The organism is Phocaeicola sp. RTP21359st1_B8_RTP21360_211022, assembly GCF_040911965.1.
GTDB classification, from domain to species: domain Bacteria; phylum Bacteroidota; class Bacteroidia; order Bacteroidales; family Bacteroidaceae; genus Phocaeicola; species Phocaeicola vulgatus.
In genome coordinates this window covers 13837-37515 of record NZ_JBDFXP010000014.1, presented here as the reverse complement: position 1 = coordinate 37515, position 23679 = coordinate 13837, and the positions used below count along the sequence as shown (strand labels likewise).

At 41.5% G+C, this 23679-nt stretch carries 26 protein-coding genes; 7 read left to right on the top strand and 19 right to left on the bottom strand.

From position 1 onward, the window contains the following. Positions 1–138 precede the first annotated feature (138 nt). From AB5062_RS09080 to AB5062_RS09060, 5 genes are all read right to left on the bottom strand, one after another. Complete coding sequence (locus AB5062_RS09080) at positions 139–393, bottom strand: LPD11 domain-containing protein (protein WP_008640428.1); 255 nt, start codon at positions 391–393, stop codon at positions 139–141. A 490-nt stretch (positions 394–883) separates the two neighbouring features. Next, the gene (locus AB5062_RS09075; RefSeq protein ID WP_009040980.1) at positions 884–1384 is read right to left on the bottom strand and encodes a DUF4313 domain-containing protein; all 501 of its coding nucleotides are present in this window, start codon (positions 1382–1384) and stop codon (positions 884–886) included. A 418-nt stretch (positions 1385–1802) separates the two neighbouring features. Then, entirely contained in the window at positions 1803–2117 is a 315-nt protein-coding gene (locus tag AB5062_RS09070) for a hypothetical protein (protein ID WP_007218095.1), read from the bottom strand. A gap of 464 nt (positions 2118–2581) precedes the next feature. Continuing rightward, positions 2582–3109, bottom strand: a complete 528-nt coding sequence (locus tag AB5062_RS09065) for a hypothetical protein (RefSeq protein WP_004308734.1) — start codon at positions 3107–3109, stop codon at positions 2582–2584. 488 nt (positions 3110–3597) lie between these two features. Continuing rightward, a complete protein-coding gene (locus AB5062_RS09060; protein ID WP_009040978.1) occupies positions 3598–3978 on the bottom strand; it encodes a single-stranded DNA-binding protein in 381 nt (126 codons plus the stop codon). A 504-nt stretch (positions 3979–4482) separates the two neighbouring features. On the opposite strand from AB5062_RS09060, the gene AB5062_RS09055 reads away from it, so the two are divergent. Continuing rightward, positions 4483–4605 carry a hypothetical protein gene (locus AB5062_RS09055; RefSeq protein WP_255344247.1) on the top strand — a complete coding sequence of 41 codons (123 nt, stop codon included), beginning with the start codon at positions 4483–4485 and terminating at the stop codon, positions 4603–4605. A 69-nt stretch (positions 4606–4674) separates the two neighbouring features. Here the strand turns inward: AB5062_RS09055 and AB5062_RS09050 are convergent, their stop codons facing one another. The 3 genes from AB5062_RS09050 to AB5062_RS09040 form a co-directional block, all read right to left on the bottom strand. After that, positions 4675–4935, bottom strand: a complete 261-nt coding sequence (locus AB5062_RS09050) for a hypothetical protein (protein WP_004308737.1) — start codon at positions 4933–4935, stop codon at positions 4675–4677. A gap of 14 nt (positions 4936–4949) precedes the next feature. After that, on the bottom strand, positions 4950–5279 hold the full coding sequence (locus AB5062_RS09045) for a hypothetical protein (RefSeq protein WP_004323450.1): 330 nt from the start codon (positions 5277–5279) through the stop codon (positions 4950–4952). Between the two features lie 182 nt (positions 5280–5461). Then, positions 5462–5764 carry a hypothetical protein gene (locus tag AB5062_RS09040; RefSeq protein WP_004323452.1) on the bottom strand — a complete coding sequence of 101 codons (303 nt, stop codon included), beginning with the start codon at positions 5762–5764 and terminating at the stop codon, positions 5462–5464. 71 nt (positions 5765–5835) lie between these two features. Here AB5062_RS09040 and AB5062_RS09035 point away from each other — a divergent pair, with 71 nt between their 5' ends. Further along, on the top strand, positions 5836–6135 hold the full coding sequence (locus tag AB5062_RS09035; protein ID WP_009040977.1) for a hypothetical protein: 300 nt from the start codon (positions 5836–5838) through the stop codon (positions 6133–6135). 791 nt (positions 6136–6926) lie between these two features. Here the strand turns inward: AB5062_RS09035 and AB5062_RS09030 are convergent. After that, positions 6927–8015 carry a tyrosine-type recombinase/integrase gene (locus AB5062_RS09030; protein ID WP_016270161.1) on the bottom strand — a complete coding sequence of 363 codons (1089 nt, stop codon included), beginning with the start codon at positions 8013–8015 and terminating at the stop codon, positions 6927–6929. A gap of 374 nt (positions 8016–8389) precedes the next feature. Between AB5062_RS09030 and AB5062_RS09025 the strand changes: the two genes are divergently transcribed. From AB5062_RS09025 to metH, 3 genes are read left to right on the top strand one after another with little or no spacing between them, the layout of a single operon-like run. Next, positions 8390–8959, top strand: a complete 570-nt coding sequence (locus tag AB5062_RS09025) for a Yip1 family protein (RefSeq protein WP_005847462.1) — start codon at positions 8390–8392, stop codon at positions 8957–8959. Beyond that, entirely contained in the window at positions 8959–9411 is a 453-nt protein-coding gene (gene smpB, locus AB5062_RS09020; protein WP_005847465.1) for an SsrA-binding protein, read from the top strand. Before AB5062_RS09025 ends, smpB begins: the two co-directional genes overlap by 1 nt. Before the next feature lie 37 nt (positions 9412–9448). Beyond that, the gene (gene metH / locus AB5062_RS09015; protein ID WP_032952584.1) at positions 9449–12202 is read left to right on the top strand and encodes a methionine synthase; all 2754 of its coding nucleotides are present in this window, start codon (positions 9449–9451) and stop codon (positions 12200–12202) included. A gap of 195 nt (positions 12203–12397) precedes the next feature. Here metH and AB5062_RS09010 read toward each other — a convergent pair whose 3' ends face one another. From AB5062_RS09010 to xpt, 4 genes are all read right to left on the bottom strand, one after another. After that, a complete protein-coding gene (locus tag AB5062_RS09010) occupies positions 12398–13243 on the bottom strand; it encodes a sugar phosphate nucleotidyltransferase (RefSeq protein ID WP_005847471.1) in 846 nt (281 codons plus the stop codon). Further along, positions 13240–14670: an RNase adapter RapZ gene (locus tag AB5062_RS09005; RefSeq protein WP_032952583.1), complete on the bottom strand. Its 1431-nt coding sequence runs from the start codon at positions 14668–14670 to the stop codon at positions 13240–13242. Before AB5062_RS09005 ends, AB5062_RS09010 begins: the two co-directional genes overlap by 4 nt. Positions 14671–14772: 102 nt before the next feature. After that, the gene (locus AB5062_RS09000; protein WP_032952472.1) at positions 14773–16104 is read right to left on the bottom strand and encodes a nucleobase:cation symporter-2 family protein; all 1332 of its coding nucleotides are present in this window, start codon (positions 16102–16104) and stop codon (positions 14773–14775) included. A gap of 4 nt (positions 16105–16108) precedes the next feature. Next, positions 16109–16675 carry a xanthine phosphoribosyltransferase gene (gene xpt / locus AB5062_RS08995; RefSeq protein WP_005847479.1) on the bottom strand — a complete coding sequence of 189 codons (567 nt, stop codon included), beginning with the start codon at positions 16673–16675 and terminating at the stop codon, positions 16109–16111. A gap of 356 nt (positions 16676–17031) precedes the next feature. Here xpt and AB5062_RS08990 point away from each other — a divergent pair, with 356 nt between their 5' ends. Continuing rightward, the gene (locus AB5062_RS08990) at positions 17032–17355 is read left to right on the top strand and encodes a hypothetical protein (RefSeq protein ID WP_118292244.1); all 324 of its coding nucleotides are present in this window, start codon (positions 17032–17034) and stop codon (positions 17353–17355) included. Between the two features lie 205 nt (positions 17356–17560). Further along, entirely contained in the window at positions 17561–17809 is a 249-nt protein-coding gene (locus AB5062_RS08985; RefSeq protein ID WP_016270168.1) for a hypothetical protein, read from the top strand. Positions 17810–17896: 87 nt separating this feature from the next. Here AB5062_RS08985 and AB5062_RS08980 read toward each other — a convergent pair whose 3' ends face one another. From AB5062_RS08980 to AB5062_RS08955, 6 genes are all read right to left on the bottom strand, one after another. Continuing rightward, positions 17897–18526, bottom strand: coding sequence for a nitroreductase family protein (locus AB5062_RS08980; protein WP_016270169.1), 630 nt, complete (start codon positions 18524–18526; stop codon positions 17897–17899). Between the two features lie 12 nt (positions 18527–18538). Next, positions 18539–19891, bottom strand: a complete 1353-nt coding sequence (locus tag AB5062_RS08975) for a dipeptidase (RefSeq protein WP_228680445.1) — start codon at positions 19889–19891, stop codon at positions 18539–18541. Between the two features lie 13 nt (positions 19892–19904). Further along, entirely contained in the window at positions 19905–20981 is a 1077-nt protein-coding gene (aroC, locus tag AB5062_RS08970) for a chorismate synthase (protein WP_005847197.1), read from the bottom strand. Positions 20982–21189: 208 nt separating this feature from the next. Beyond that, on the bottom strand, positions 21190–21771 hold the full coding sequence (locus tag AB5062_RS08965; RefSeq protein WP_005847199.1) for a LemA family protein: 582 nt from the start codon (positions 21769–21771) through the stop codon (positions 21190–21192). 36 nt (positions 21772–21807) lie between these two features. After that, positions 21808–22728: a YgcG family protein gene (locus AB5062_RS08960; protein ID WP_011965641.1), complete on the bottom strand. Its 921-nt coding sequence runs from the start codon at positions 22726–22728 to the stop codon at positions 21808–21810. Then, positions 22725–23675, bottom strand: a complete 951-nt coding sequence (locus AB5062_RS08955) for an alpha/beta hydrolase (RefSeq protein ID WP_005848225.1) — start codon at positions 23673–23675, stop codon at positions 22725–22727. The genes AB5062_RS08960 and AB5062_RS08955 overlap by 4 nt, the downstream gene beginning before the upstream one ends. Positions 23676–23679: the final 4 nt, after the last annotated feature.

Sequence of the window (23679 nt, the reverse complement as noted above, 5' to 3'; positions counted from 1 at the left end):
GAATGATATAATTATAAAAGAGGGGCTATTATTACCCTCTCAATTATAAGAGGGTATGTTCTCAAACTCCGCCCCTTATTTGTAATACTGTAATACCGCAACACCTCCGTTAAAGGTCATTACGGTATTTTTTTTGAATTATTCTTGTGTTACTTCCATAGCATTGCTGTATTCTTTGATTTGCTCCATTGTCAGCCATTCGGGTTTTTCGTTTTCTCGGAAGCTGTCGTGAATTTTCGTCATGTATTCAATTTGTGTCTTTTCAGAACCAGCCCACAAACGACGAGAACTTTTGTTTCCAAAGCCAAGATAATATTCACAGTCGGCTTGCAAACGCCCCAATAACATATACCTGAATTTTAAATCGTGCTGTAATACTTCTTCTATTGTCATACTCGTTGTCGTTTTTAATTAAGTTTTTTATTTTCCCTTTTTTCAAGTCTTTTGACTTTGCCGGAAGGGTTGTTTTTCATGTGCGTCCCAAACGACGAAGCAGGAACGCAGTGCAAGGAATCGGAAATGAAATTTTATGAATACCGAAATCTATGATTTAGGAAGATTACGTCAAATTTCATTTCGGATAGCGTAGCGATACTTGGATAGCGTTCGTTCGCCGTAATTTTGCACACGAAAACAAGACCGGGCGAAAGTCTGGATAACGACAGGAAACATCAACATTCATTACATAAGGGCTGTAAAAGAGAAGCAGGCTGTTACGCTTCTATAAAAGGGAAACAAGGAAATTAAAAAAGTGGGCACGGAGCAATCTGTAAAAAAGGGGGATGCCACCTGTCTTCGGGCAAAAGAAGATACCATACCGATAGGATTTAACCGATACGGTATCTCTTTGGTAGTCATCAGTACCATACTTTCAAAAAACCATTTAAAAACATTCGATATTCGCCTCTTGGAAAATCTGCGGGGCGTGCTGATAAAGCAAAGGAAGATTCAATACCGCCATTGGATATTCCACAAATCCGCTTCTACGCTTGTAACCTGAATAGGTCGCTAAATTATTTGTCTCCAGAAACTCCATTGCATCCGGATAATGATTCACATCAATAAATGTACGGTCTGGCAAATCGAGTGCATCCATGTTCTCCAAATTGACGGATAGCACGATATACTCTGTTTCATCTTCCACACTTTGCAAAGTAAGTGCTAACCAGCCATTGCCATAAAATTGAGGCATGAGATAAAAGCGTTCTCCACGAAACTCGTATTCTTTCCGCGTTAGGGAGCTGTCCGGCTCTACCAAGCGAAAATCATCCTCTCCAGAAACAAATTCTGTTGATGGGTCGCTGACATCCACATACGTTCCATTTACATTGTGACACAAATACTCTGCATTTTCTGAACGAACAATCACAAATTGAATTTCCATACTTTTAAAATTTAGCTATTAAACATCATGTTCTTTTTTTCCCTTTTTTCGGAAGCCTTTAGGCTTCTCCAGTCGGGATTTGATTTTTACGTGCATTCAAGATTGCCTTTAAGGAAAAGCAGGCAAGGAATTTGGACAGAATTTTTACAGTTGCGGTATGGGGCGTATACGACATTTGAGCGATTGAAAATCGGGAAAGCTACTGAAAAATTGTGTTCAAATAGCGTAGCGGTACTTGAATGTTTTTCCGTGGCAATACCTTTGCACAGGAAAAAACAAGTCCTGACTGGTAGCAGCCTGAAACGAAATAATTTCGTTTTATACAAGGGTAAAACGGAGTGATAAAAAAGGGAATGACCACAAAGAGCAGCCGACAAAAGCCGGCTTTCTTTTGTTCCTGTGGGAGTAGCTGGGACATTTAATCCGTTACATCATAATAATAGCTTAGCTCGTCATCTTTCAGATACTCCATTGCATATTGACTGGCTTGTGCCCAAAGGGTATTATACAATGTCGCAATTTCCGGCCTTGTTTCATAATACTGCCATATCTTATGGTTAAGCACTAAAACCAGTTCCGTGAGATACTTGTAGTTCTCTTTCCACTCCTCAAAAGCACGGTTGAAAGTGTCCTGTATCGCCGAAAGACCAAATCGGTCAGCAATGGAAAAATCATTCCAAAAGGTTGTTTGCAATTCATAACCGTTCTCTAACATAAATTCTCTGAATGTCATAATGCCTCAAATTTTAAGATTAATATTTTATTTATTTCCCTTCGATACTTCCTGTACCGAAAGGTTGATTATTTTTCTGCCCACGGGATTGGCGGCCAGAACGGGCAAGGAGGATGCGGAAAATACACTCTTCGATATTTCGGAGAGGAAGATTTTACGGCAGCAAGTGTCAGCGGTCCTTGACAGGACGGACAGCCGGCAATCGAATTTTGCAGGGAAATAACCAGGCTTGCGGGATAGAAATATAGGGGGTAGCTGGATGGGGCTATAAAGGAGGGCCGGAGTCTAAAAAAGGAAACTGGCACAAGCGGCCACCTACAACAGTTGGGCGGGAACATTCATAAATGTGTAAAAAGGAATAGTTTCCCACCACATTTTATGCAGAATATATACGGCATAAAACACAAGTGCGTAACAGCCTCTTGAGAAAGCGTTACGGCATTTGTTTAAGTACAGGTTACAGGCTATTTTACCTGAACGAGGTTGTCCTGTAGAGTTTTCCAGCCATACACTGCGGCCACATAGGGGTGGAGGGAACGTGTAACTTGGCGAAAACCATTCTCGTCAATTTCATAGTTGTAGATTTTTGCGGCAATCCGTTCTGCGTCGTCACGATTTTCAGCGACACGGTACAAAACATAATTCGTGCCATCATGGTGCGACATACGGCCTCGTATATCGTAGCCGTCACCGTACCACTCTGCATCATACTGTGTAGATTGTAATATCCCGGCAATGTTGTCACCCAAAATTTGATAGCCTTGTTTGCGTCCGTTCCACAATCCTAAATCTCCAAATGCAATAATGACTCCATTGACATCCTTGTTTAGGTTCTGCCGCTCATCCCCCAATTCATTATACACTTCGTCCGACCACTCTTCATCGCTGACCTTGTAGGCATCATCGTCCAGTTCTTCTCGCTTGAAATTTTGATAATACTCTCTTGCTGTTTCATCCAATAGAGCATCACTTGACCAAATTATTTGTTTCATACATTCTAATTTTTTATTTTCCCTTCCCTTCAGAGGCTTTTACCTCGTCCGGTGGGATTTGATTTTACGTGCAAACCACAAGGCGGAAGAAGGGAACAATGCAAGGAGGAAGCGGCATCCGAAGGATTTCATTTGAACGGCATTGACTGCAAATGAAACGCGCCTTGCGGGTTCACGTCCGACTTAACTTCGCACTGTAAAATTAATGGACGGCGGACGTAACCTCACTTTTGGGAAGAATATATGGTTATAAGAGGGACTGGAAAGCTGCTCAGAGGTATGGAATTGAGAGAGTCTTCTTTTTTCTATTGAAAATCGTAATCTGCCTGTTCATCAAGTAGAGCTAAATATAACAGTATTACCGGGTGAAGATTTCATTTGGAGCTTGGCATCGCAACAGCCACTTATAAAAGTATGATGCGTATTAATCCGGTCATGAGCAAAACAAAAGCGACCAAAAGGTCGCTTTGTTCATGATAAGGCAAGAATTATTTTTTGCCTTTTTTCACGGGCTTTACCGGCTTTTCAGGAACATCCTCCTTTTCGATAGGAGGATAAAACTTGACAGCCACCATAACAACACGATTGTGCTTTACACCGACCTTGTCGGTCCACTCTTCAGGCTTAAAGTAGCCTTCAATGGTGAGCATCGTACCTTTGGTCAGTTGGTCGAATGACCCAGTATTCTCGTTTTTACGCCAAGCCTCAATATTCATAAAGGCTGAAATGCGGTTGGTTTCCTCGGCATTCCTTTCCTGACAGCTTACGGCCAATGGGAAACGTGCGACACTGCTGTTGGTGAACTCTCGGATTTCAGCGTCTTTACCTAAGAATCCGGTTACTGTGAAATTGTTTTCAATCTTTTTCATGTTGAATTGCTTTTAGAAGTTATTAAATCAATTTTTACACTGCCTAAAAAGTAGATGTCGTTTAAGGGATGCACCAAGGATAGCGCGTCAATACGCTTTATTTTTAGCCACAGGTAAAATCGAAGGCTCGATAAAGGAAGATTGAAGCGGCTACGCCATTGGTCAAGACAACCATGTCGTTCCCGTCGGCATACTATCTTTGCAGAGGAAAAATGATGATTGCTTCGATAAAAAGCGATTATGGAAAATGGGAAACAAGTAAACCGGTAATGATAAGGAAAAAGAGCAAATCCAAATGTCGGCACAAAGGCGAGACATCCGTCCGAAAGTCAGTGAAGAATAGCAAAGCCAAAGCGAGACATGCCTGGCTTGAATTGAGACTGTAACAAACAGAATACCATCCAATCAGAAAAAAGGCCACTGCATAAGGAATGTGTCAGCCAAGAGTGGACAGAAGCGTAGGTAGCCATCCTTGGAGGATAGTGATATCCGCATCGAAAAAAAATGGAACTGGAAGGAAAAACGGCAGGAAGAACCAGACTTTTCACAAAGTGGTTTCCAATTCGCTTTGTGCAAATGGCTGGTTTCTACAAAAGGGAGTGGCGCAGCCAAAAGAAAAAGTTATAAAAGGAAAATGGAAGTAAGGCTGAAATGGGTGATTCCATTCCAGCCAGTCGATGATATTTGTCCAAGGTGTCATTGAAATTCAACCATCATAATACGATGCTCGAATATTTTGGTTTTGTCGCTGGGACGTCGCTGGCAAACCCAAAGGTGTCGTGCACCGTAACCGTATGTGAAATATTCATCAAGTGGAGTTTTTTTCTCCAACTGTCTCATGCTTTCACGCAATTCCGCCTCATTGCCAGAAAAAAGAATCGTGTTAATGATTCGGAAATAAAGTTCAGTTACCTCGTCACAATAGGGGCAAAAGCTGTGTTCAATTGTTACTTTCATGCTTCTTTTGATTTTTATTGTACTTCGATTATATCTTCAATTCGACCATATAGGACAGAACGTAGTGCGGTTTTGTCAATGGCATAATATTCGGCAATATGTCCGTGTTGTTTCACGAAATACCGTTTGAGAACATCGGAGAAGTCAAAACGGTAGCCCATTAAAGCGATACCTCTTTTGAAATGGCAGCACTCTTTCACATTGCGGGTGAGCCAGTTCTTTTCTTCCCGACTCAACTTGTCGCCATTATCAAGACGTTCCCGTAATTTGTAAACCTTGCTATCTTTCAGTTTTTCCAATTCGGGCACATCCCATTGGACGAATTTCATTGCTATCTGTGTCATGGTTTCTATGTTGTAAAATTGTAAAAATTACTTCATCACAGTATTTAATAATCTCTCTTTGCCACAGATGAAACGAACAGTGATTTTGTTGTCGAAATCACCGACAATCGTTCCATCCGTGTGTCTCTTATAGAATAAGCAAAGTGTAGGATAGACCATAATTTTACTTTATCTTCTTCTACTCATTCAGTTACTAATTTGACCTTCCATTCTCCCTGAGAGAATATTCTAAAGCTCACGTACTCGTCTTCAAATTCATAGGTTAGAATCTTGATATAGACTTTATCTTTGTCCTCCAACGATTCTACCAATTTTTTGATTTCTTCTTCTGGATACACCCAACGAGAGGAAAATTCTGCATCTACACTATCACCATATCGATTGGTAAATTCGCTGAAAGTGTCATCCAAGAAAGCCTCTATTTTGTCGAGGTCTGTTTTATTTTCCGTTCTTGCGTGGAAAATGTTGGTTGCATAATTTGCCATAAATACCAAGTTTTAAGTTTGTTACTTTCCCTCCTGTAGCATTTCACTTACTTTCGGGCTTGATTGAAATTATGTCGCTTCAACAGATGGCATGGCTATGTATGCAGGGTTTCACTACAAAATACTACCTCTGCGAAGCGGAGCGTGGAGATTTTGTAGTGAACCTTCAGGTTACAACCTTGCATACAATAAAGACATGGCAAATACCTTTGCGACACAATTCCCATCGGGCAGACCGAAAGTTGATATGCGAGCATGTGGGAGTTTGCTCGGTACGGATGTGTGTAAAAGGTGGCTATGAAGTAAAAGAGTATCGCAGCGAAAAGAGAAAAGAGGCAAGAGCTTATCTTCTCTTTTGGCTGTATGGGTAGAATGGGAAAATCACAAAAAGTAATATGAAAATCCAGTTTGGTTTAGTTTGTTAGCCTTATATATGCTAAACTAAATTAAACTAAATATAGGCAGGCATTTTTGGCTGCCTGTACAAAAAAGATTATCTTTGCTACAAGCAATACAACTTCAAGAGATAATAATTTGTATTCTCTTTATGAGCTGCAAATAATTTGTTAGTTAAAGTTAGGAGCAAATTCTTCGAATGATGAGAGCAGATAAAATTGCTCGGAATGCACTCTGAAAGCAAACAAACGAAAAGAAAGAAACAGAGTGCAAATAGAAAAATGAGAAATCACTTTAATTCCTATTTTTGTTCCTTATTTGTTTCTCCATTAAAATTACCTTTCTTGTAACATATTGATTATAAAACATTTAAGTGTACATTTTTAAGATGATTAAGAATATTACCAAGTAATGGATGATTACTTTCACAAAGTAGGGAATATTTCCTCATAAATCCAAAGAAAAAGCTTATAAATCTGTATTAATCCACTATATTTTATTCAATTATAGAAAAACACATAAGCACAAGCACAATATTGCATCTGTCAGTACTTTAACTAATTTACAAAATTACACGACACCTCTTTCCATTTTTGACATCTCAAAAACGGAATCATATTTCTTACATCTTTTTCTATCCGACGAAATGTTTTTTCTTATTAAATACAGAATAAGGAAACGCTTTTCCTCACCCTGTGAGAAAAATATAAGCTATTACTTGGTAAGTAATTCTTCTTTTATTTGAATGGCTGTCATATGATATTCCTCATGCCACTTCCTTTTCTCCATTATGTGCTACTACCGAGATTATCAGTTCGTCATTGGCTATATCTACCTTTTCGTTTTCAAATGGTTTCAAGTAAGTTTCTGTCACCTTAATGGAAGAGTGTCCCAATGCCTTGCAGATAATACCGATATTTACTCCTGCATGAAATGCTAATGTCGCCCATGTATGGCGCGGCGTGTATGAACTGAGCTTTGCATCAGGCAGTAACAATGTCGCTATTTTTTCTAGCTTCAAGTTGAAGTTGCGCAGTACTCGGAGATAGTTCATATATAGCTCTTTATCTTTTTTTATTTTTCCATTTTTCTGACTCTGTTCCTTTGCTGCGTTTTTTTTGTCTAGAATCGGAAATAGATAAATGGAATCATAATTCATATTCTTGAACTTCTCTATCAGTTTTATTGCTTCTTTAGGAATGCGCACTGTTATCTGTCGTCCTGTTTTGTGACGGCTATATACAATATATTTTCCTTTCACATCTTGTTTTCGTAGATGGGCAAGGTCAATGAATGGCATTCCCCGGAATAGAAACATTAGTAAGAAATATGCCAATGCACATTGCATCTCTTTGGGCAATTTTTCTATATCGGTGTGCAGTAGTGTATTCATTTGTTTTGTATCCAGTGCTCGTTTGGTCTGTGATTCTACCTTTGTGTATACATTATCGAATAGCTTCGGGTTATAAGGCAGTATTTTTTTATCGGCAAGTCGGTTATATACAGCTTTCAGGGTTCGCATATAGGTTGATATAGTATTCAAACTCAGGCCTTTCGGTACTCCATGTTTTCTATCTGACCTTTTCTTGTCGGTCTTTCTGTTTCTTGTTCCTTCCAGTCTCATCCATTCCTCATACTCTTTTAACCTGCCAGATGTGAAAGCTTCATCTATTGGCACAGGTGTTCCTTTTCCTCCGTAAAACTCCGTAACGGATTTCAGTGTATAAGTATATGTATGTACTGCTGACCATTTTTTGTCTATTTCCAACTGTTTGATTACTACTTGCATGTAAGATGCCAAGTCTGGTAATTTTATGGCTTTTGCCACTTCTGCATTTTTTTCTTTGTCATCCATAATACTTTGATTTTAATTTCGCATCGTGCATAATTTCTGTAACAGCTGTGCCGATGGGAAAGTTTTGGGATGCGAAATTTTTATTTTGACCTAATGAATTTAGAATATCACTGGTTGAATATATCGAAAGATAAGCATATATTCTCCGGAAGTTATCTTTCTTTTTGATTAAGGTATAGAAGAATTTCTCTAAATGTATTATTATGAGATGAAATAATCTTCGAATCAAATAAAGAAAGTCTGAATCTATAATAAAAGTAGGCTTATTTTTTTGATTCCCCCAAGAGAAGTATGCGTTTTTTTATTCGTTTATTCCAGTGAATTGATTACCTTTGCATTTCATTGAAGTTGAACTGAGGTAAATAGATTAGGCATTGAATTACAAAGATTTATTTAAACGAGTAATATCGCTGATTTCATCTCCGGCAAAAGCATGGGAGGAAATTGGCAAGGAAGAGGATAGGCGTAAAGTGCTGGGAGCATTTGTTTATCCCATGATAGGTTTATGCGGATTGTCCGTTTTTATAGGTACATTCATTGGGAATACGGCAGGGGTCGCTGCTTTCCAGATAGCAATGACACGATGTTGTGCTATATTTGTATCCTTGTTCGGAGGATATTTTTTGGCGGCATACGCCATAGACCAGTTGGGCAAGAAACTGTTAGGACGTGAAGACCAGTATGAACTAAATCAGCAGTTTGTAGGTTATTCTATGGTAGTGACTTTTGTGCTCGATATTGTCAGTGGGTTGTTCTCTATTTCCATTCTCCATTGGATATTGCAATTTTATACTATATTCGTGGTGTTCGAGGGTGCGCGTACCCTGATGAAGGTAAATGAAGAGAAACTGACACGATACACCTTGATTGCTTCAGTTATTATAATTGTTTGTCCGGCATTGATTGCCGCTGTGTTTAATGAGTTATCTGTTATTTTAAATTAATGAAACCGACTCCTATTAATATAAAGAATAAGCGTGCATCGTTCGATTATGAATTTATCGATACGTACACGGCAGGTATCGTGCTCACGGGAACCGAGATAAAGTCCATCCGTTTGGGCAAAGCCAGTCTGGTAGATACCTATTGTTATTTTGTGCAAGGCGAGTTGTGGGTGAAGAATATGCACATAGCCGAATACTTTTACGGCTCATACAATAACCATTCTGCCCGTCGCGAACGTAAATTGTTGTTAAATAAGAAAGAACTGCGGAAATTGGAAGAAGCCGGAAAGAACCCCGGTTTTACGATTGTCCCTGTCCGTCTGTTTATTAATGAGAAAGGACTGGCGAAGCTGGTTGTCGCATTGGCTAAAGGTAAGAAACAATATGATAAGCGCGAGTCATTGAAAGAGAAGGACGACCGTCGCGAAATGGACCGTATGTTTAAAAGGTAAGTGAAATCCGTGTTATCCGTACCCCAAAAATAGACTTATGGCTACATTAAAACAACTAATTGACGAGAGAGTTCTCATTCTTGATGGTGCAATGGGAACTATGATACAAAGGTATAATTTGTCTGAACAGGATTTCCGGGGAGAGCGTTTTGCTGAGATGCCCGGACAGATGAAGGGCAATAATGACTTGCTTTGTCTTACCCGCCCTGATGTGATAAAGGATATCCACCATAAATATCTGGAAGCAGGGGCTGATATTATTGAAACAAATACGTTCAATGCCCAACGGATTTCGATGGCAGATTATCATATGCAGGATTTGTGCCGTGAGATTAATCTGGCCGCTGCCGGACTTGCTCGCGAAATGGCTGACGAATATACCGCAAAGACCCCTCATAAACCTAGATTTGTAGCAGGTTCGGTAGGTCCTACCAACAAAACTTGTTCCATGAGCCCGGATGTCAATAATCCGGCCTTGCGTGCTTTGACATACGATGAACTGGCCGCTGCCTATCAGGAACAAATGGAAGCCTTGCTGGAAGGAGGAGTGGATGCGCTTCTGATAGAAACCATTTTCGATTCCCTGAATGCCAAAGCGGCCATTTATGCTGCGGAAACGGCAATGAAGAAGATAGGGCGTGAGGTTCCTCTTATGCTTTCTGTTACTGTTTCGGATATTGCAGGACGTACTCTTTCGGGGCAAACATTGGATGCTTTTCTGGCATCCGTACAGCATGCGCCTATTTTTTCTATCGGCCTGAACTGCTCGTTCGGAGCGAAACAATTGAAACCTTTTCTGGAAGGGCTGGCTGCACGGGCACCTTATTATATAAGTGCCTATCCCAATGCCGGACTTCCTAACAGTTTGGGACAGTACGACCAGACTCCGGAGGAAATGGCTTCAGAAGTGAAGGAATATATCGATGAAGGATTAGTAAACATTATCGGTGGTTGTTGTGGTACAACGGAGGAATATATTGCAAAATATCAGGAATTGATTGTTTCCGGTTCTGCCTGGGTATCTCCTCATATCCCTGCCACCACTCCTGAGAGGCTGTGGCTTTCCGGGTTGGAGCTGTTGGAGCAGACTCCCGAAATGAATTTTATTAATGTAGGCGAACGGTGCAATGTGGCCGGATCCCGTAAGTTCCTCCGTTTAATCAATGAAAAGAAATATGAGGAAGCGCTAAGTATCGCTCGCAAGCAGGTGGAAGACGGTGCTTTGGTGATTGATGTAAATATGGATGACGGTTTGCTGGATGCCCGGGAGGAGATGACTACTTTCTTGAATCTGGTCATGTCCGAACCCGACATAGCCCGTGTACCTGTCATGATTGACTCTTCCAAGTGGGAAGTCATTGAGGCCGGACTGAAATGCCTGCAAGGAAAGTCCATTGTCAATTCTATTTCTTTGAAGGAAGGGGAGGAGATGTTTATAGAACATGCCCGTCTGATAAAAAAACTGGGAGCTGCCGTTGTAGTGATGGCTTTCGATGAAAAAGGACAGGCAGATACTTTTGAACGTAAGATTGAAGTCTGTGCCCGTGCTTATAAAATATTGACAGAACAGGTGGATTTTAATCCTCATGATATCATTTTCGACCCTAATGTACTGGCTGTGGCTACGGGTATTGAGGAACATGATAATTATGCGGTGGATTTTATCAAGGCTACCGGATGGATCAAAAAGAATTTGCCCGGTGCACACGTCAGTGGCGGCGTGAGCAACCTGTCGTTCTCCTTCCGTGGAAATAACTATATCCGTGAGGCGATGCATGCCGTGTTTCTTTATCACGCTATCCGTCAAGGTATGGATATGGGTATTGTAAATCCTGCTGCTTCGGTGCTCTATACGGATATTCCTGCTGATGTGCTGGAACGGATAGAGGATGTGGTCTTAAACCGTAGACCTGATGCTGCCGAACGTTTGATAGAGACTGCTGAGGCGTTGAAAAGAACGTCGACCGGAACAGAAGCGGTGAAACAGGATGTGTGGCGTGAAGAACCGATGGTAGAGAAACGGCTTCAGTATGCCTTGATAAAAGGCATTGGCGATCATTTGGAAGAGGATTTGGCAGAAGCGGTTAAACTGTATCCTAAAGCAGTGGATATTATTGAGGGTCCGCTAATGGAAGGTATGAATAAAGTCGGAGAATTGTTTGGAGCAGGGAAAATGTTTTTACCGCAAGTTGTGAAGACTGCCCGTACCATGAAAAAGGCGGTAGCGATTTTGCAGCCGCTTATTGAGGCCGACAAACAGGAAGGTGTCCGCAGTGCAGGAAAAGTATTGATGGCTACCGTAAAAGGGGATGTGCATGATATTGGGAAGAATATCGTATCAGTGGTCATGGCTTGTAATAACTATGAAATTATAGACCTTGGCGTGATGGTTCCTGCCGAAATGATAGTCAGGAAGGCTATAGAGGAAAAGGTGGATATAATAGGATTAAGCGGGCTGATTACTCCATCATTGGAAGAAATGGCGCATGTGGCTGTAGAGTTAAAGCGTGCGGGGCTGGACATTCCCATTATGATTGGAGGAGCCACTACTTCCAAGCTGCATACTGCCTTGAAAATAGCACCTGTTTATGGAGGTCCGGTCATTCACATGAAAGATGCTTCACAGAATGCCTTGGTAGCCGCCCGTTTGCTGAATCCGGAATCTTCTTTTGAGTTTGTGGAAAGGCTGAACAAAGAATATGAGGATCTTCGTCTGAAAAACAGTGCCAAGCAGGTAAAAACGGTATCTTTGGAAGAAGCTCAGAAAAATAAATTGAACCTTTGGTCATAAAGAAGTGCCCCCCAAAAAAGTTAAACACAAAACTTTTGGGGGGCACTTCATAAAATTACGACTTTTTTTATCTGCCCATTTTATTCGAAAGAATAAGAAGCTATTTGCTAGCAAACAAAACAGTATCCCGCCTGAAATAATGGGTTATTTTAGGCGGGATACTGTTTTATGTTATGGATATATTTTTAGGACTGCTTAGAATTTACTGAGAAACTCTTCCGCTTTTTCCAGATTTTCGGGTTTGCCGATATCAAGCAATTGCAAGTCATCTTCTACATAGCACTGGATGTCGACCCTGTGACATATGGAGAGATAGAAATCGATAATGGAATATTTTCCTTTGGGAAGGAGATGTAAAATTTTAGGGGTGGTCACTTGTATTCCGCTATAGGCGTATTCCTGGTATTCCCCTTCTCTATACCGGAATCCTGCCGGTTTGGTTTCCATGGTGTCCTTATTGACCCAGCCACATAACAGATTGTCGTCATTAAACAACAGGTAACGGGAGGTCTTGCGCTGGCTGACTAAAAGGGTGGCATTGATGTTAGGACTATGCTGGTGATAATACATCAGACTTTCAAAATCGCAATTGGAAAGGATATCTACGTTGTGGAGCAAGTAGCATTCTTTCCGCATAACTCCTAAGGTTTTTTCGATTATCTCTTCCTCATCCATCCCTTTGTTCAGATTTTCGAATATCAGTTCATACGGGGTTTCGCCTTTTTGGGTAAACATATTCTCAGGATGGTATAATAAATGGTATGCTTTTTCCAAACCGCCGCCGGTATCAAGCAGGCAGTCTGTTTCGTCCGAGATTTGTATGTTGACTCCAAAGTTCTGGTTAGCTTCCAGAAAAGCAAGAATCTGATTGGAAAAGTGGTGTACATTGATCACTATTTCATCAAATCCTGCTGCTTTCAGCTTTAAGATGATGTGCTCTAACATGGTTTTTCCACCTACCGTTACTAAAGCTTTGGGACGGGTGTCTGTTATAGGTTTAAGTCGGCTGCCTAGTCCGGCGGCAAAAATCATTGCTTTCATAATGTTCTTTCAAATGTTTGTTCTATATTCTGCTCACGGTGTATGAGTTCTACTTTTACACCGAATTTTTTATTGATATGTTCTGCCATGTGTTGCGCTGAATAAACAGAACGGTGTTGTCCGCCTGTACAGCCGAAACATACAGACAGATTGCTGAAACCTCGTTCCATGTATCTTTTTACTGAGGCATCCACTAAAGAATAGGCAGCATTTAAAAATGGGAATATTTCCCCGTCTTCTTCCAAAAAACGAATAACAGGCTCGTCTAACCCGGTGAAAGGTTTGTAACGTTCATATTTTCCGGGATTGTTTACGGCACGGCAGTCGAAAACATACCCGCCACCGTTGCCTGTGGGGTCGTTGGGTATTCCTTTTTTGTAGGCAAAACTCATAACCTTCACAGTGAGTTGCCGTTTTTTTAAGTCATCTTTAAATTGTTTCAGTTCGGTCAGGTCTTTTAGTACGGAACACAGGTAGGAATATTCGGGGTATTCATTATGAAGCAATTGTCGCAGGTTCTCGATGGCGTATGGTACACTTTGGATGAAATGTGGCTTCTTTTCGAAATAGCCACGGAAACCGTAGGCTCCCAATACCTGCAAGGTGCGGAAGAGTACGAAGTGACGCAACTGGCTAAAGAAATAATCACGGTCTACTGGTTTGTATTTGGAGAGGGCGTCTATATATTCTTCCAACAGTTCGTTGCGCAGGGTTTCGGGAAATTTAGCTTTAGCCTGCCATAAGAAAGAGGCTACGTCATAGAAAAACGGTCCTTTACGTCCTCCCTGGAAATCAATGAACCAAGGTGCTCCATCCTTTATCATCACGTTTCTGCTTTGGAAATCCCGATACATAAAGGTGGCGGAAGAGCTGCGTAACAGTACATCACTCATTTTTTGAAAGTCATCTTCCAACTTGTCTTCTTGAAACTCCAGGCCGGTAGCTTTCAAAAAGCAGTATTTAAAATAGTTCAAGTCCCAAAGGATAGAACGTTGGTTGAATTCGGCTTGGGGATAACAGTGTGAAAAATCAAAGCCGTCTGCTCCGGCAAATTGGATAGAAGGCAGTAGGCGGATGGTCTTGCGCAGCATTTCTTTCTCCTCTTCGGAGAAGACGCTGGTCGCCCGCCCTTTTTCAATAGCGTTGAACAACAGGATATCTCCTAAATCTTCTTGCAAATAACAATTCTTGTCTTCAGAACAGATGTATACTTTTGGAACAGGAAGACCTTTCTTGCGGAAGTGTGCTGCCATATAAAGAAAGGCTTCGTTTTCTTCTTTGGCAGTGCCGTATACGCCAATCAGTTTTTGGGTTCCGGTCAGCCGGAAATAACGCCTGTTGGAACCGGATGAGGGTAATTCTACAATCTCTTCGGGTACTTCTCCGAGATAGGTTTGATATAGGTTCTGTAAATCCTCTGTAATCATAATCATATTTTGGAACAAAGATATATATTATTCTCCCTTTCTTGGCTGATTTGCAAAGAAAGTTAATGCTTTAGTTCCAAATTATGAGAAAATTACTTGTTTTTACTCTTTCATCCGTATCAGTGCATTTGAAATGATGGCAGTCACTCCGCCTGTTGTAATGCCGGATGAGAAAATATTCTTTATTGATTCCGGAAATTGACATAGTATTTCAGGAACCATTTCTACACTTAAACCTAAAGCGAAACTAAGTGCAATGACTAATGTTGCTTTCCGGTTGATCTTCTGTGCTGCGATAATACGAATGCCTGCTGAAGCTACTGTTCCGAACATCAGTAAAGTAGCGCCTCCCAATACAGGTTCGGGCATTAGGGAGAAAATTAATCCTACACTGGGAAATAATCCTAATAGAATAAGAAAACCTGCAATGTAATAGCCTACATATCGGCTGGCTACTCCTGTCAGTTGTATTATACCGTTATTTTGCGCGAAAACGGAGTTTGGAAAAGAGTTGAGAATACCTGCCAGCATCGAATTGAATCCGTCTGCCAAAATTCCTCCCGAAGCACGTTTGATGAATGTTTTTCCTTCTACAGGTTCTCCTGATATCAGTGAGTTGGCAGTAATGTCTCCATAGGCTTCTATGGCTGTTATCAAGAATACTAACCCCAAAGCTATGAATGCGGAAAAGTCGAAATCCAGTCCGTATTTAAATGGGAGGGGAATATTGAAACCACCAAAACTTTGTACTGCCGAGAAATCAATTCTACCGAGTCCCCAGGCAACTAAATATCCTATAATCAGACCGATAACGATGGAACTCATACGTAGGTAGCGGTTGGAACTTCTATTAAAAAGGATAATGAGGATAAGTACCAGCAGAGCTAGACCTAGATTCTCAAAACTTCCGAAAGTGCCGTTGCTTTGGGCGGAAACACCCCCGCCACAAGCTGTGATACCTACTTTTATCAGGCTCATTCCAATCAAAGTGACTACAATGCCCGATACCAGAGGGGTGATTATTTTACGGGTATATTTTAAGATGCGGCTGATGACCATCTCTACAGATGATGCCACGATGCAAGTGCCGAAAATCAGTGGAAGTCCGCCCAGCATACCTGCCGAGATGATGGGACCGATAAATGAAAAACTGGTTCCTTGGATACATAAGAGACCGGTGCCGATGCCTCCTATCCGTCTGCATTGGATAAAGGTAGAAATACCTGAGGCAAAGAGAGACATGGATACTAGGAAACTGGTGGTTTCCAAATCCAGTTTTAATGCTCCAGCGATGATAAGAGGCGGAGTGATGATGGCTACAAAAATAGCAAGCAAATGCTGTATGGCAGCAAAAATGGCCTCTCGTACAGGGGGGCGGTCGTTCAATCCGTAAATCAGTCCGGTATTGGATTGGGCGGTTTGAGATTCCTGCATGGGGTTATCTTATTTTGATTTCACAATTGTCCAGACTTTCAATGATGGCCAATGATTCTACGCGGATACCTGCATTACGCAAATAATCTCCGCCATGTTGGAATGCTTTTTCGATGATGAATCCCATTCCGGACAGTTCGGCTCCGGCTTTTTCTACCAAATCGATGATACCCTTGGCTGCATTGCCGTTGGCGAGAAAGTCGTCAATAAAAAGAACACGGTCTCCTTTGGACAGGAAATCTTTGCTGACACATACATCATAAGAACGGTCTTTAGTAAATGAATATACACTGGTGGTGAGCATATTTTCCATTGTGACGGGTTTCTTTTTCTTGGCGAAGACAACAGGAAGTTCCAGTAAGTAGCCTACCATGATGGCGGGAGCTATACCACTGGCTTCGATGGTCATAACTTTATTGATATTGGTAGAGGCGAAACGGCGTACAAATTCTACAGCAATGGATTTCATGAGGATAGGATCCATTTGGTGATTGATGAAATTGTCTACTTTCAGTATTCCTCCTTCGAAACATTTTCCGTCCCGTAAAATGCGTTCTTTTAATGCTTTCATTCAAACTGTATTTTATAAATGAGTCGCAAAAGTACGTATTTTGCTGCATTATGCCAAACGTTTGTACAACTATCTCTACAGAAGCCTATTTACTTAATGATCAGGAAAGCCGGAATAAATAAGCCTGTGGAAGCATAAGCTGGTGTGGATTAAAGAATGTTTATTTCCACAAACTTTAGTTTATATATTTGGTATGTACTTCTTTTCTTGATAATTTAGTTCTCAATATAATTTTCTTAGTTTAGTATTCTTACTTAGCGAAGATATTCTAATGGGAGGAAATGACTGAATATGATGTATATTTTTCTTGTCTTTTATGATATCTGTCGGTAGGTAAACATTTAAATTTAACCATTATGAAAAAGATATTTTTATCACTTGTATTCCTTTTTGGTGTAGGAACTTTTGTCATGGCTGATAATACCATGAAAGTAAAGAATGATACAGTTGCCGTTGAAGACGGATTTAAAAACATAGACCTGAAAGAGGTTCCTCAATCTGTTAAAGATGCCATAGCCAAAAAATATCCCGAATCAACTCTGAAAAGTGCTTCTCTTTCTCTGAAAGAAGAAGGGGTGAAGGCATATAGAATAATATATGTAACCAAGGAAGGGGTTGAAAATAGTATTCTTATTAATATAAAGACGGCTCCTGCTAAAACGGCTCCTGCTACAAAGTAGTTTGACAGGTAGTATAGAATTGAATGTTTTATTAATATATTGAAAGCCACCTTGCTATGGTGGCTTTTTTTGATGGGATAAGTTTTTTTCCTGTCGGATTTAGATTTTATATGTATCAAAGAACAGGTTGAATTTGTAAGAAATAGGCTATATGCTTATATTTGAACATAGTTTAAAATCAAGTTTATAATCAAATAGAAAAAGTATGAAAAGACAATTATTTACAGTGTTAGTGTGCATGACGGTGTTTGCTGTTACATCTTGTGGCGAAAAGAAAGGAAAGGATAAATTCGAGGAGCGTATAGAAAAAGCCAAAGAATCGGTTGAAGATGTGGTGGATGATGCCAAAGATCAAATTGAGGATAAAGCCGATGAGGTTGGGGAAACCTTGGATAAAGCTAAAAGCAAGATAGAAAAAGCCAAAAAGAAACTTGATAAGGCTAATAGAGATTGAGAAAAATTGATTATGGATGAATGGAAAGAGATTGTCGGCTGATTTATATTAAACCAGCCGACTTAATTTATATTTCTAGACCTTTGTTCACCATTTGTTATAATGGATATTTTCGGTCTTGAATTTGTCTTTAGCTTCTTCCCGATGTTGCGGATAACCTACCGGAATCAAATTGAAAGGAATGATATGGTCTGGTAAAGACAAGACTGACCTTACCTTTGCAATGCGGTCGTTCTCCGGATAGACCGCAGTCCATACCGCTCCCAACCCCATTGATTCTGCTGCCAGCAACAGATTTTCGGATGCGGCAGAGCAGTCCAGCATCCAGTACCTATCTGTTTCTCCGTTCAGGGCTTTGCTTAAATCACCACAAACCACGATGGCTAGCGGAGCCTGTGCCGTCATCTTGGCATAAGGCAGTTCGGCGGCCAGTTTATCCAATACTTTACGGTCATCCACTACCACGAAAGCCCAGGGCTGCTTGTTTACTGCTGTCGGTGCAGCCATGGCAGCTTTTACTAATAAATCCACTTTTTCTTTTTCTATCGGTTGGCGTGTATAGGTCCGGACGCTCTTTCGGGCAAAGATATTTTCTATAGCCGTGTTCTTTCCTGTTTCTTCTTTTTTTGCTTCCATATTGTTACAACCTCCTGTAATTAGTAATGTTATTGAAAGAGTAACAGTTGTCAGAGTTTTAAAGATTGTTGCCGCATTCATTTTTATTATTGATTAATAATTGAGATGGAATTCTACCACAGCTTCAATTCCTTTGCGGAATATATCCAGAGAGAAGTTTTCATTGGGCGAATGGATGGCGTCACTTTCCAATCCGAATCCCATGAGAACGGTCTTTATACCTAGGATTTGTTCAAAATCGCTGATGATAGGAATACTTCCTCCACGGCGTACGGCAAGTGGTTTTTTTCCGAATGCCTTAGCAAAGCCTTTTTCGGCAGCCTGGTAAGCGGGCAAGGTGATGGGGCATACATATCCTTCGCCTCCGTGCATCGGGGTTACTTTTACTTGTACATATTCCGGAGCGATAGACTGGATATAGTCCACAAACAATTGGGAAATTACAGCGTGGTTTTGATGTGGAACCAGTCGGCACGATACCTTGGCATATGCTTTTGAGGGAAGTACTGTTTTTGAACCTTCGCCTGTATATCCGCCCCAGATGCCACAAATGTCAAAAGAGGGACGGCAGCTGTTACGTTCTAAAGTAGAATATCCTTTTTCACCTTTCAGTGCTTTTACACCGATGGCTTCCATGTATTTTTTTTCGTCGAAAGGAATTTGTGCAATCATCTCACGTTCGGCTGCCGGTACTTCCTCTACATCGTCATAGAAATGGGGGATAGTGATGTGTCCGTCTTCGCCAATGACTTGGGCTAACATACTGCACAGGGTATTGATAGGATTGGCTACCGCTCCGCCGAAGTGTCCGGAATGAAGGTCACGGTTCGGACCGGTCACTTCTATTTCCCAATAAGCCAGTCCTCGTAAACCTGTGGTCAGAGAGGGAAGATCCGCGCCTAGCATACTGGTATCTGAAACAAGAATTACATCGGCTTTCAGCAATTCCTTATGTTCCTTGATGAAGGTATTCAGACTGGGAGAACCTATTTCTTCTTCACCTTCGAAAATAAATTTCACATTGTGTTTCAGCAGTCCGTTTTTTACTACGTATTCGAATGCTTTTACTTGGATCATGGCTTGTCCTTTATCATCGTCAGCTCCACGTGCCCAAATGTGTCCGTCACGAATTTCAGGTTCAAAAGGCTGGCTTTTCCACAGGTCCAACGGCTCGGCAGGCATTACGTCATAGTGGGCATAAATCAATAGGGTAGGAGCATCATTGCTTACATGCTTTTGTGCAAATACCAATGGATTGCCTTGTGAGGGCATTACCATGGCTTCGTCTGCTCCGGCTGTCAACAAAAGTTCTTTCCAACGTAAGGCACAGGCCAGCATATCGTCTTTATGTTCGGGTAAAGCACTGATACTGGGAATACGGATGAGGCTGAAAAGTTCCTCCATGAAGCGTGCTTCATTTTCTTTAATGTATTGTTTTATTTCCATAATTGAATGATTCTTATAGTTGTGTAGTTCTGTCTATCAGATAATAATCCAAAATGGTCATGGCAGCCATGGCTTCTACAATGGGGACGGCACGCGGCAGTACGCAGGCATCATGACGCCCTTTGGCTTTCATGGTCGTGTCTGTGCCGTTGATATTTACTGTATGTTGCTCCATCAGAATTGTGGCAACTGGCTTGAATGCCACACGGAAGTAAATGTCTTGCCCGTTGCTGATGCCTCCTTGTATTCCTCCGGAATAATTACTTTTTGTTTCTACTCTTCCGTTATTATTATAAAATACATCATTCTGCTCACTGCCTTTTAGCTCCATGGAGTCAAAACCTTGTCCGTAAGAGAAACCTTTTACGGCATTGATACTTAACATGGCATTTCCTAGTGCGGCATGTAACTTACCGAATACGGGTTGCCCTAGTCCGATAGGGCATCCTTTGATGACGCAACTCACTACCCCGCCTATTGTATCGCCTTCTCCTTTGATTTTCCAGATAAGTTCTGCCATTTCCTTGGCTTTTTCCGGATCGGGACAACGCACATCGTTTGTTTCTATCAAGTCGAGGTTATAGCTTTTGTAATCTTTATCAAGTTTGACAGGTCCTACCTGTGAGGTATAAGCTGTGACACTGATTCCTAGTTGTTTCAATGCCAATTTGGCTAAAGCTCCTGCTACTACACGTGAAATGGTTTCTCGTGCTGATGAACGTCCCCCGCCACGGTAGTCACGGATTCCGTATTTTTGCATATAAGTATAATCTGCGTGTGAAGGGCGGAACAGATTCTTGATATTCTCGTAGTCGTTTGAATGTTGGTTCTTGTTCCATACCACAAATCCGATGGGGCAGCCGGTGGACTTGCCTTCGAATATACCTGAAAGGAATTCCACTGTATCAGGCTCCTTGCGGCTGGTGGTAAGTAATGACTGTCCGGGACGGCGGCGGTTCAGTTCCTGCTGAACGAAATCCATATCAATCTTAATACCGGCAGGGAAGCCGTCAATGACGCCGCCTACTCCCGGTCCATGGGATTCACCGAAACTGGTTAACCGGAAAATATTACCAAATGAATTGAACATATTGCTTGTAGTTTTAAAAGTTTCTTTCCGTAAAGATAATGATTTTAGGGATAATATACTTGATTGTTGCTGAAAAATTAGCAGAATGGATAAAAATGGGGTACGGATTGTATGAATTTTACAGTTTGGAATAAGAAAAACTGTAAAATTCATACAATCCGTACCCGGAAACTGTTTCTTAAGGATGGAAACAGGTATCTTTTACGAGTTAGAATTCTACCTTAGGTGCTTTATCGGCTCCTTCCTCAGATTCAAAATATGGGCGTTTGTCAAATCCGAACATGCCAGCAAGCAAGTTACGGGGGAAAGTACGGATGGCTGTGTTATATGCCCGTGCTGTGTCATTGAATCTTTTGCGTTCTACGCTGATCCGGTTTTCTGTACCTTCCAATTGTGCTTGCAACTCTTTGAAGTTCTCATTGGCTTTCAAGTCGGGATAAGCTTCGGTGATAGCGAGCAGGCGGCTCAATGCACTACCTACTTCGCCTTGTGCCTTTTGATAGGCCTGCATTTTTTCGGGAGTCAGGTCATCGGCGCTGATCTGCATCTGAGTGGCTTTGCTACGGGCGTCTACTACGGCTTGAAAAGTTTCTTTTTCGTGTGAGGCGTATCCCTTTACTGTATTTACCAGGTTGGGTATTAAATCAGAACGGCGTTGGTACTGGTTTTCTACATTGCTCCACGCTGTGCTGACAGATTCATCCATTTTTACCATACCATTATAAGAGGTTATTCCCCAAATGGCAATTAATACAATGACTACTATTACAATAATCGTTGACTTTTTCATATGTATATACTATTAAAATTATGAATATTCTTGTTCTTAAAAACGGCTTCCGGCTCCTCCGCCTCCAAAGCTTCCACCTCCGAAACTTCCTCCGCTAAATCCGCCTCCACTTCCACCGTGGCCACCAAAAAATCCTCCTCCCATTCCGCCTATGAACGGCCCTCCTCCTCGGGGGCCTTTGTAATTTTCATCTCTCGACCGTTCTTTCCGTCTGAGGATATGTCCGCAATTTCTGCATTTATATACTACTTCTTCAGTCTTTGTTCCGTTACTTCGGTCTATAACTTTGGAAGAAAGACGTTGCAGTTTGTGTTTTTTGCAGTGGGGGCAGCGTGTTTTACGCCAGTTTGCATACAATCCGATGCCAATAAATCCTCCGAAAATCACAAAAAAGATGATAATGAATTCCAAGGGATCATCTTCGCTTTCGTCATTGCCGATATTTTCCATGGAACCGTCCAGGTAGCCGTTTACGGCCCGTATTCCTGCTACCATTCCGGCGTTCCAGTTATTGTCCTTGAAATAGGGCAGCATATAGCGGTTCTGAATCCGTTTGCAGATGGCATCCGGCAATATCCCTTCAAGGCCATATCCGGTAGCGAATTGCACACACCGCTCGTCGGTGGAAAGCAAGATGACCAATCCATTGTCACGTTCTTTTTGTCCTACGCCCGTTTCCTGTCCCAGCCGGTGGGCAAAATCAAAACAATCACCTCCCTCTATGCCTGTTACCGCTACCACTAATGTCTGTATACCTGTTTTTTGCTCTAAAGCGTAGAGGATGCTGTCCATAGTGGTGACAGCGGTGGATGAAAGGATACCGTCGGGATTGCTGACGTAGCGGGTACGGTTTTGCAAATGTACCATCGGTATGTCTTTTATGGCATATTCTTTGGCTTGAAGCTGGACGGAGCCTAGAAGCATGAAAAAAGTAAGTAAAAATGTCAATTTTCTCATTGGATGTATTTGTCTACAAATGCTTTTACTTTTTGGGTATATTCTTCAGTATTGAACAGATAGGAATGTGCATGGTCTGCTTCCGGAACTATCCATAATGCTTTGGGCTGAGGTTTTGCCTCATACAATTTGTACACCATCCATGTGGGTACGTAGTCATCTTTATCACCATGGATAAAGAACATGGGCAGATGGCATCGGGCTACCTGTTTCAATGCGGATGCTTCTTTGAACCCCCATCCATATTCCAGCTGGCATAACCAGTCGGCGGTGTACATTAACGGGAATTGAGGCAAGCCGAATTGTGCTTTCAGTTCTTTGGAAAATTGGTCCCATACGCTGGTATATCCGCAGTCCTCGACAAAACATTTCACATAGTCGGGTTGCGGTTCGCCCGAAACCATCATAGTGGTGGCTGCACCCATCGAGATTCCATGTACTACCATGCTGGTGCTGTCACCGTAAATTCGATTGGCAACCTCCATCCATTGTGTTACATCTTTGCGGTCTAACCATCCCATTTGTATGGCATTTCCACCGCTCAGGCCAGTGTCGCGTAAATCTGGTAGGAGGATGTTGAAATCCAGTTTTTTATTGTATAGATAACCTATCATCATCATGCGGATGGCATTGTCTGTATACCCGTGTACTATAACTGCGGTTTTGGCTGTCGGGCGGCTGGAAGCCACATAGTAAGCATGCAGTTTTACGTGGTCGGGAGAATAGATAAAGGTATCCTTCAGTGCTTGGTTCTGTTTCAGACTATCTATCCACGGTTTTAGATAGGGGTAAGTCTTAAACATATATTGCCAGGAACTTTCCAAATTCTTTCCTCTGTTTTCAGGGCGTAAGGAATAGTTCAGCATATATTGACTGCCTCCAAGTAGGACTATAATAAGCAGAACGAATATACTACTCGTTCCAATAATCATTTTTTTTCTTTTCATACCT

What these genes read in the sequence shown, in the direction of transcription:
- AB5062_RS09080 (WP_008640428.1), bottom strand. Translation starts at nt 393, where the DNA reads ATGACAATAGAAGAAGTATTACAGCACGATTTAAAATTCAGGTATATG.
- AB5062_RS09075 (WP_009040980.1), bottom strand. Translation starts at nt 1,384, where the DNA reads ATGGAAATTCAATTTGTGATTGTTCGTTCAGAAAATGCAGAGTATTTG.
- AB5062_RS09070 (WP_007218095.1), bottom strand. Translation starts at nt 2,117, where the DNA reads ATGACATTCAGAGAATTTATGTTAGAGAACGGTTATGAATTGCAAACA.
- AB5062_RS09065 (WP_004308734.1), bottom strand. Translation starts at nt 3,109, where the DNA reads ATGAAACAAATAATTTGGTCAAGTGATGCTCTATTGGATGAAACAGCA.
- AB5062_RS09060 (WP_009040978.1), bottom strand. Translation starts at nt 3,978, where the DNA reads ATGAAAAAGATTGAAAACAATTTCACAGTAACCGGATTCTTAGGTAAA.
- AB5062_RS09055 (WP_255344247.1), top strand. Translation starts at nt 4,483, where the DNA reads ATGGAACTGGAAGGAAAAACGGCAGGAAGAACCAGACTTTTCACAAAG.
- AB5062_RS09050 (WP_004308737.1), bottom strand. Translation starts at nt 4,935, where the DNA reads ATGAAAGTAACAATTGAACACAGCTTTTGCCCCTATTGTGACGAGGTA.
- AB5062_RS09045 (WP_004323450.1), bottom strand. Translation starts at nt 5,279, where the DNA reads ATGACACAGATAGCAATGAAATTCGTCCAATGGGATGTGCCCGAATTG.
- AB5062_RS09040 (WP_004323452.1), bottom strand. Translation starts at nt 5,764, where the DNA reads ATGGCAAATTATGCAACCAACATTTTCCACGCAAGAACGGAAAATAAA.
- AB5062_RS09035 (WP_009040977.1), top strand. Translation starts at nt 5,836, where the DNA reads ATGTCGCTTCAACAGATGGCATGGCTATGTATGCAGGGTTTCACTACA.
- AB5062_RS09030 (WP_016270161.1), bottom strand. Translation starts at nt 8,015, where the DNA reads ATGGATGACAAAGAAAAAAATGCAGAAGTGGCAAAAGCCATAAAATTA.
- smpB (WP_005847465.1), top strand. Translation starts at nt 8,959, where the DNA reads ATGAAACCGACTCCTATTAATATAAAGAATAAGCGTGCATCGTTCGAT.
- metH (WP_032952584.1), top strand. Translation starts at nt 9,449, where the DNA reads ATGGCTACATTAAAACAACTAATTGACGAGAGAGTTCTCATTCTTGAT.
- AB5062_RS09010 (WP_005847471.1), bottom strand. Translation starts at nt 13,243, where the DNA reads ATGAAAGCAATGATTTTTGCCGCCGGACTAGGCAGCCGACTTAAACCT.
- AB5062_RS09005 (WP_032952583.1), bottom strand. Translation starts at nt 14,670, where the DNA reads ATGATTACAGAGGATTTACAGAACCTATATCAAACCTATCTCGGAGAA.
- AB5062_RS09000 (WP_032952472.1), bottom strand. Translation starts at nt 16,104, where the DNA reads ATGCAGGAATCTCAAACCGCCCAATCCAATACCGGACTGATTTACGGA.
- xpt (WP_005847479.1), bottom strand. Translation starts at nt 16,675, where the DNA reads ATGAAAGCATTAAAAGAACGCATTTTACGGGACGGAAAATGTTTCGAA.
- AB5062_RS08990 (WP_118292244.1), top strand. Translation starts at nt 17,032, where the DNA reads ATGAAAAAGATATTTTTATCACTTGTATTCCTTTTTGGTGTAGGAACT.
- AB5062_RS08985 (WP_016270168.1), top strand. Translation starts at nt 17,561, where the DNA reads ATGAAAAGACAATTATTTACAGTGTTAGTGTGCATGACGGTGTTTGCT.
- AB5062_RS08980 (WP_016270169.1), bottom strand. Translation starts at nt 18,526, where the DNA reads ATGAATGCGGCAACAATCTTTAAAACTCTGACAACTGTTACTCTTTCA.
- AB5062_RS08975 (WP_228680445.1), bottom strand. Translation starts at nt 19,891, where the DNA reads ATGGAAATAAAACAATACATTAAAGAAAATGAAGCACGCTTCATGGAG.
- aroC (WP_005847197.1), bottom strand. Translation starts at nt 20,981, where the DNA reads ATGTTCAATTCATTTGGTAATATTTTCCGGTTAACCAGTTTCGGTGAA.
- AB5062_RS08965 (WP_005847199.1), bottom strand. Translation starts at nt 21,771, where the DNA reads ATGAAAAAGTCAACGATTATTGTAATAGTAGTCATTGTATTAATTGCC.
- AB5062_RS08960 (WP_011965641.1), bottom strand. Translation starts at nt 22,728, where the DNA reads ATGAGAAAATTGACATTTTTACTTACTTTTTTCATGCTTCTAGGCTCC.
- AB5062_RS08955 (WP_005848225.1), bottom strand. Translation starts at nt 23,675, where the DNA reads ATGAAAAGAAAAAAAATGATTATTGGAACGAGTAGTATATTCGTTCTG.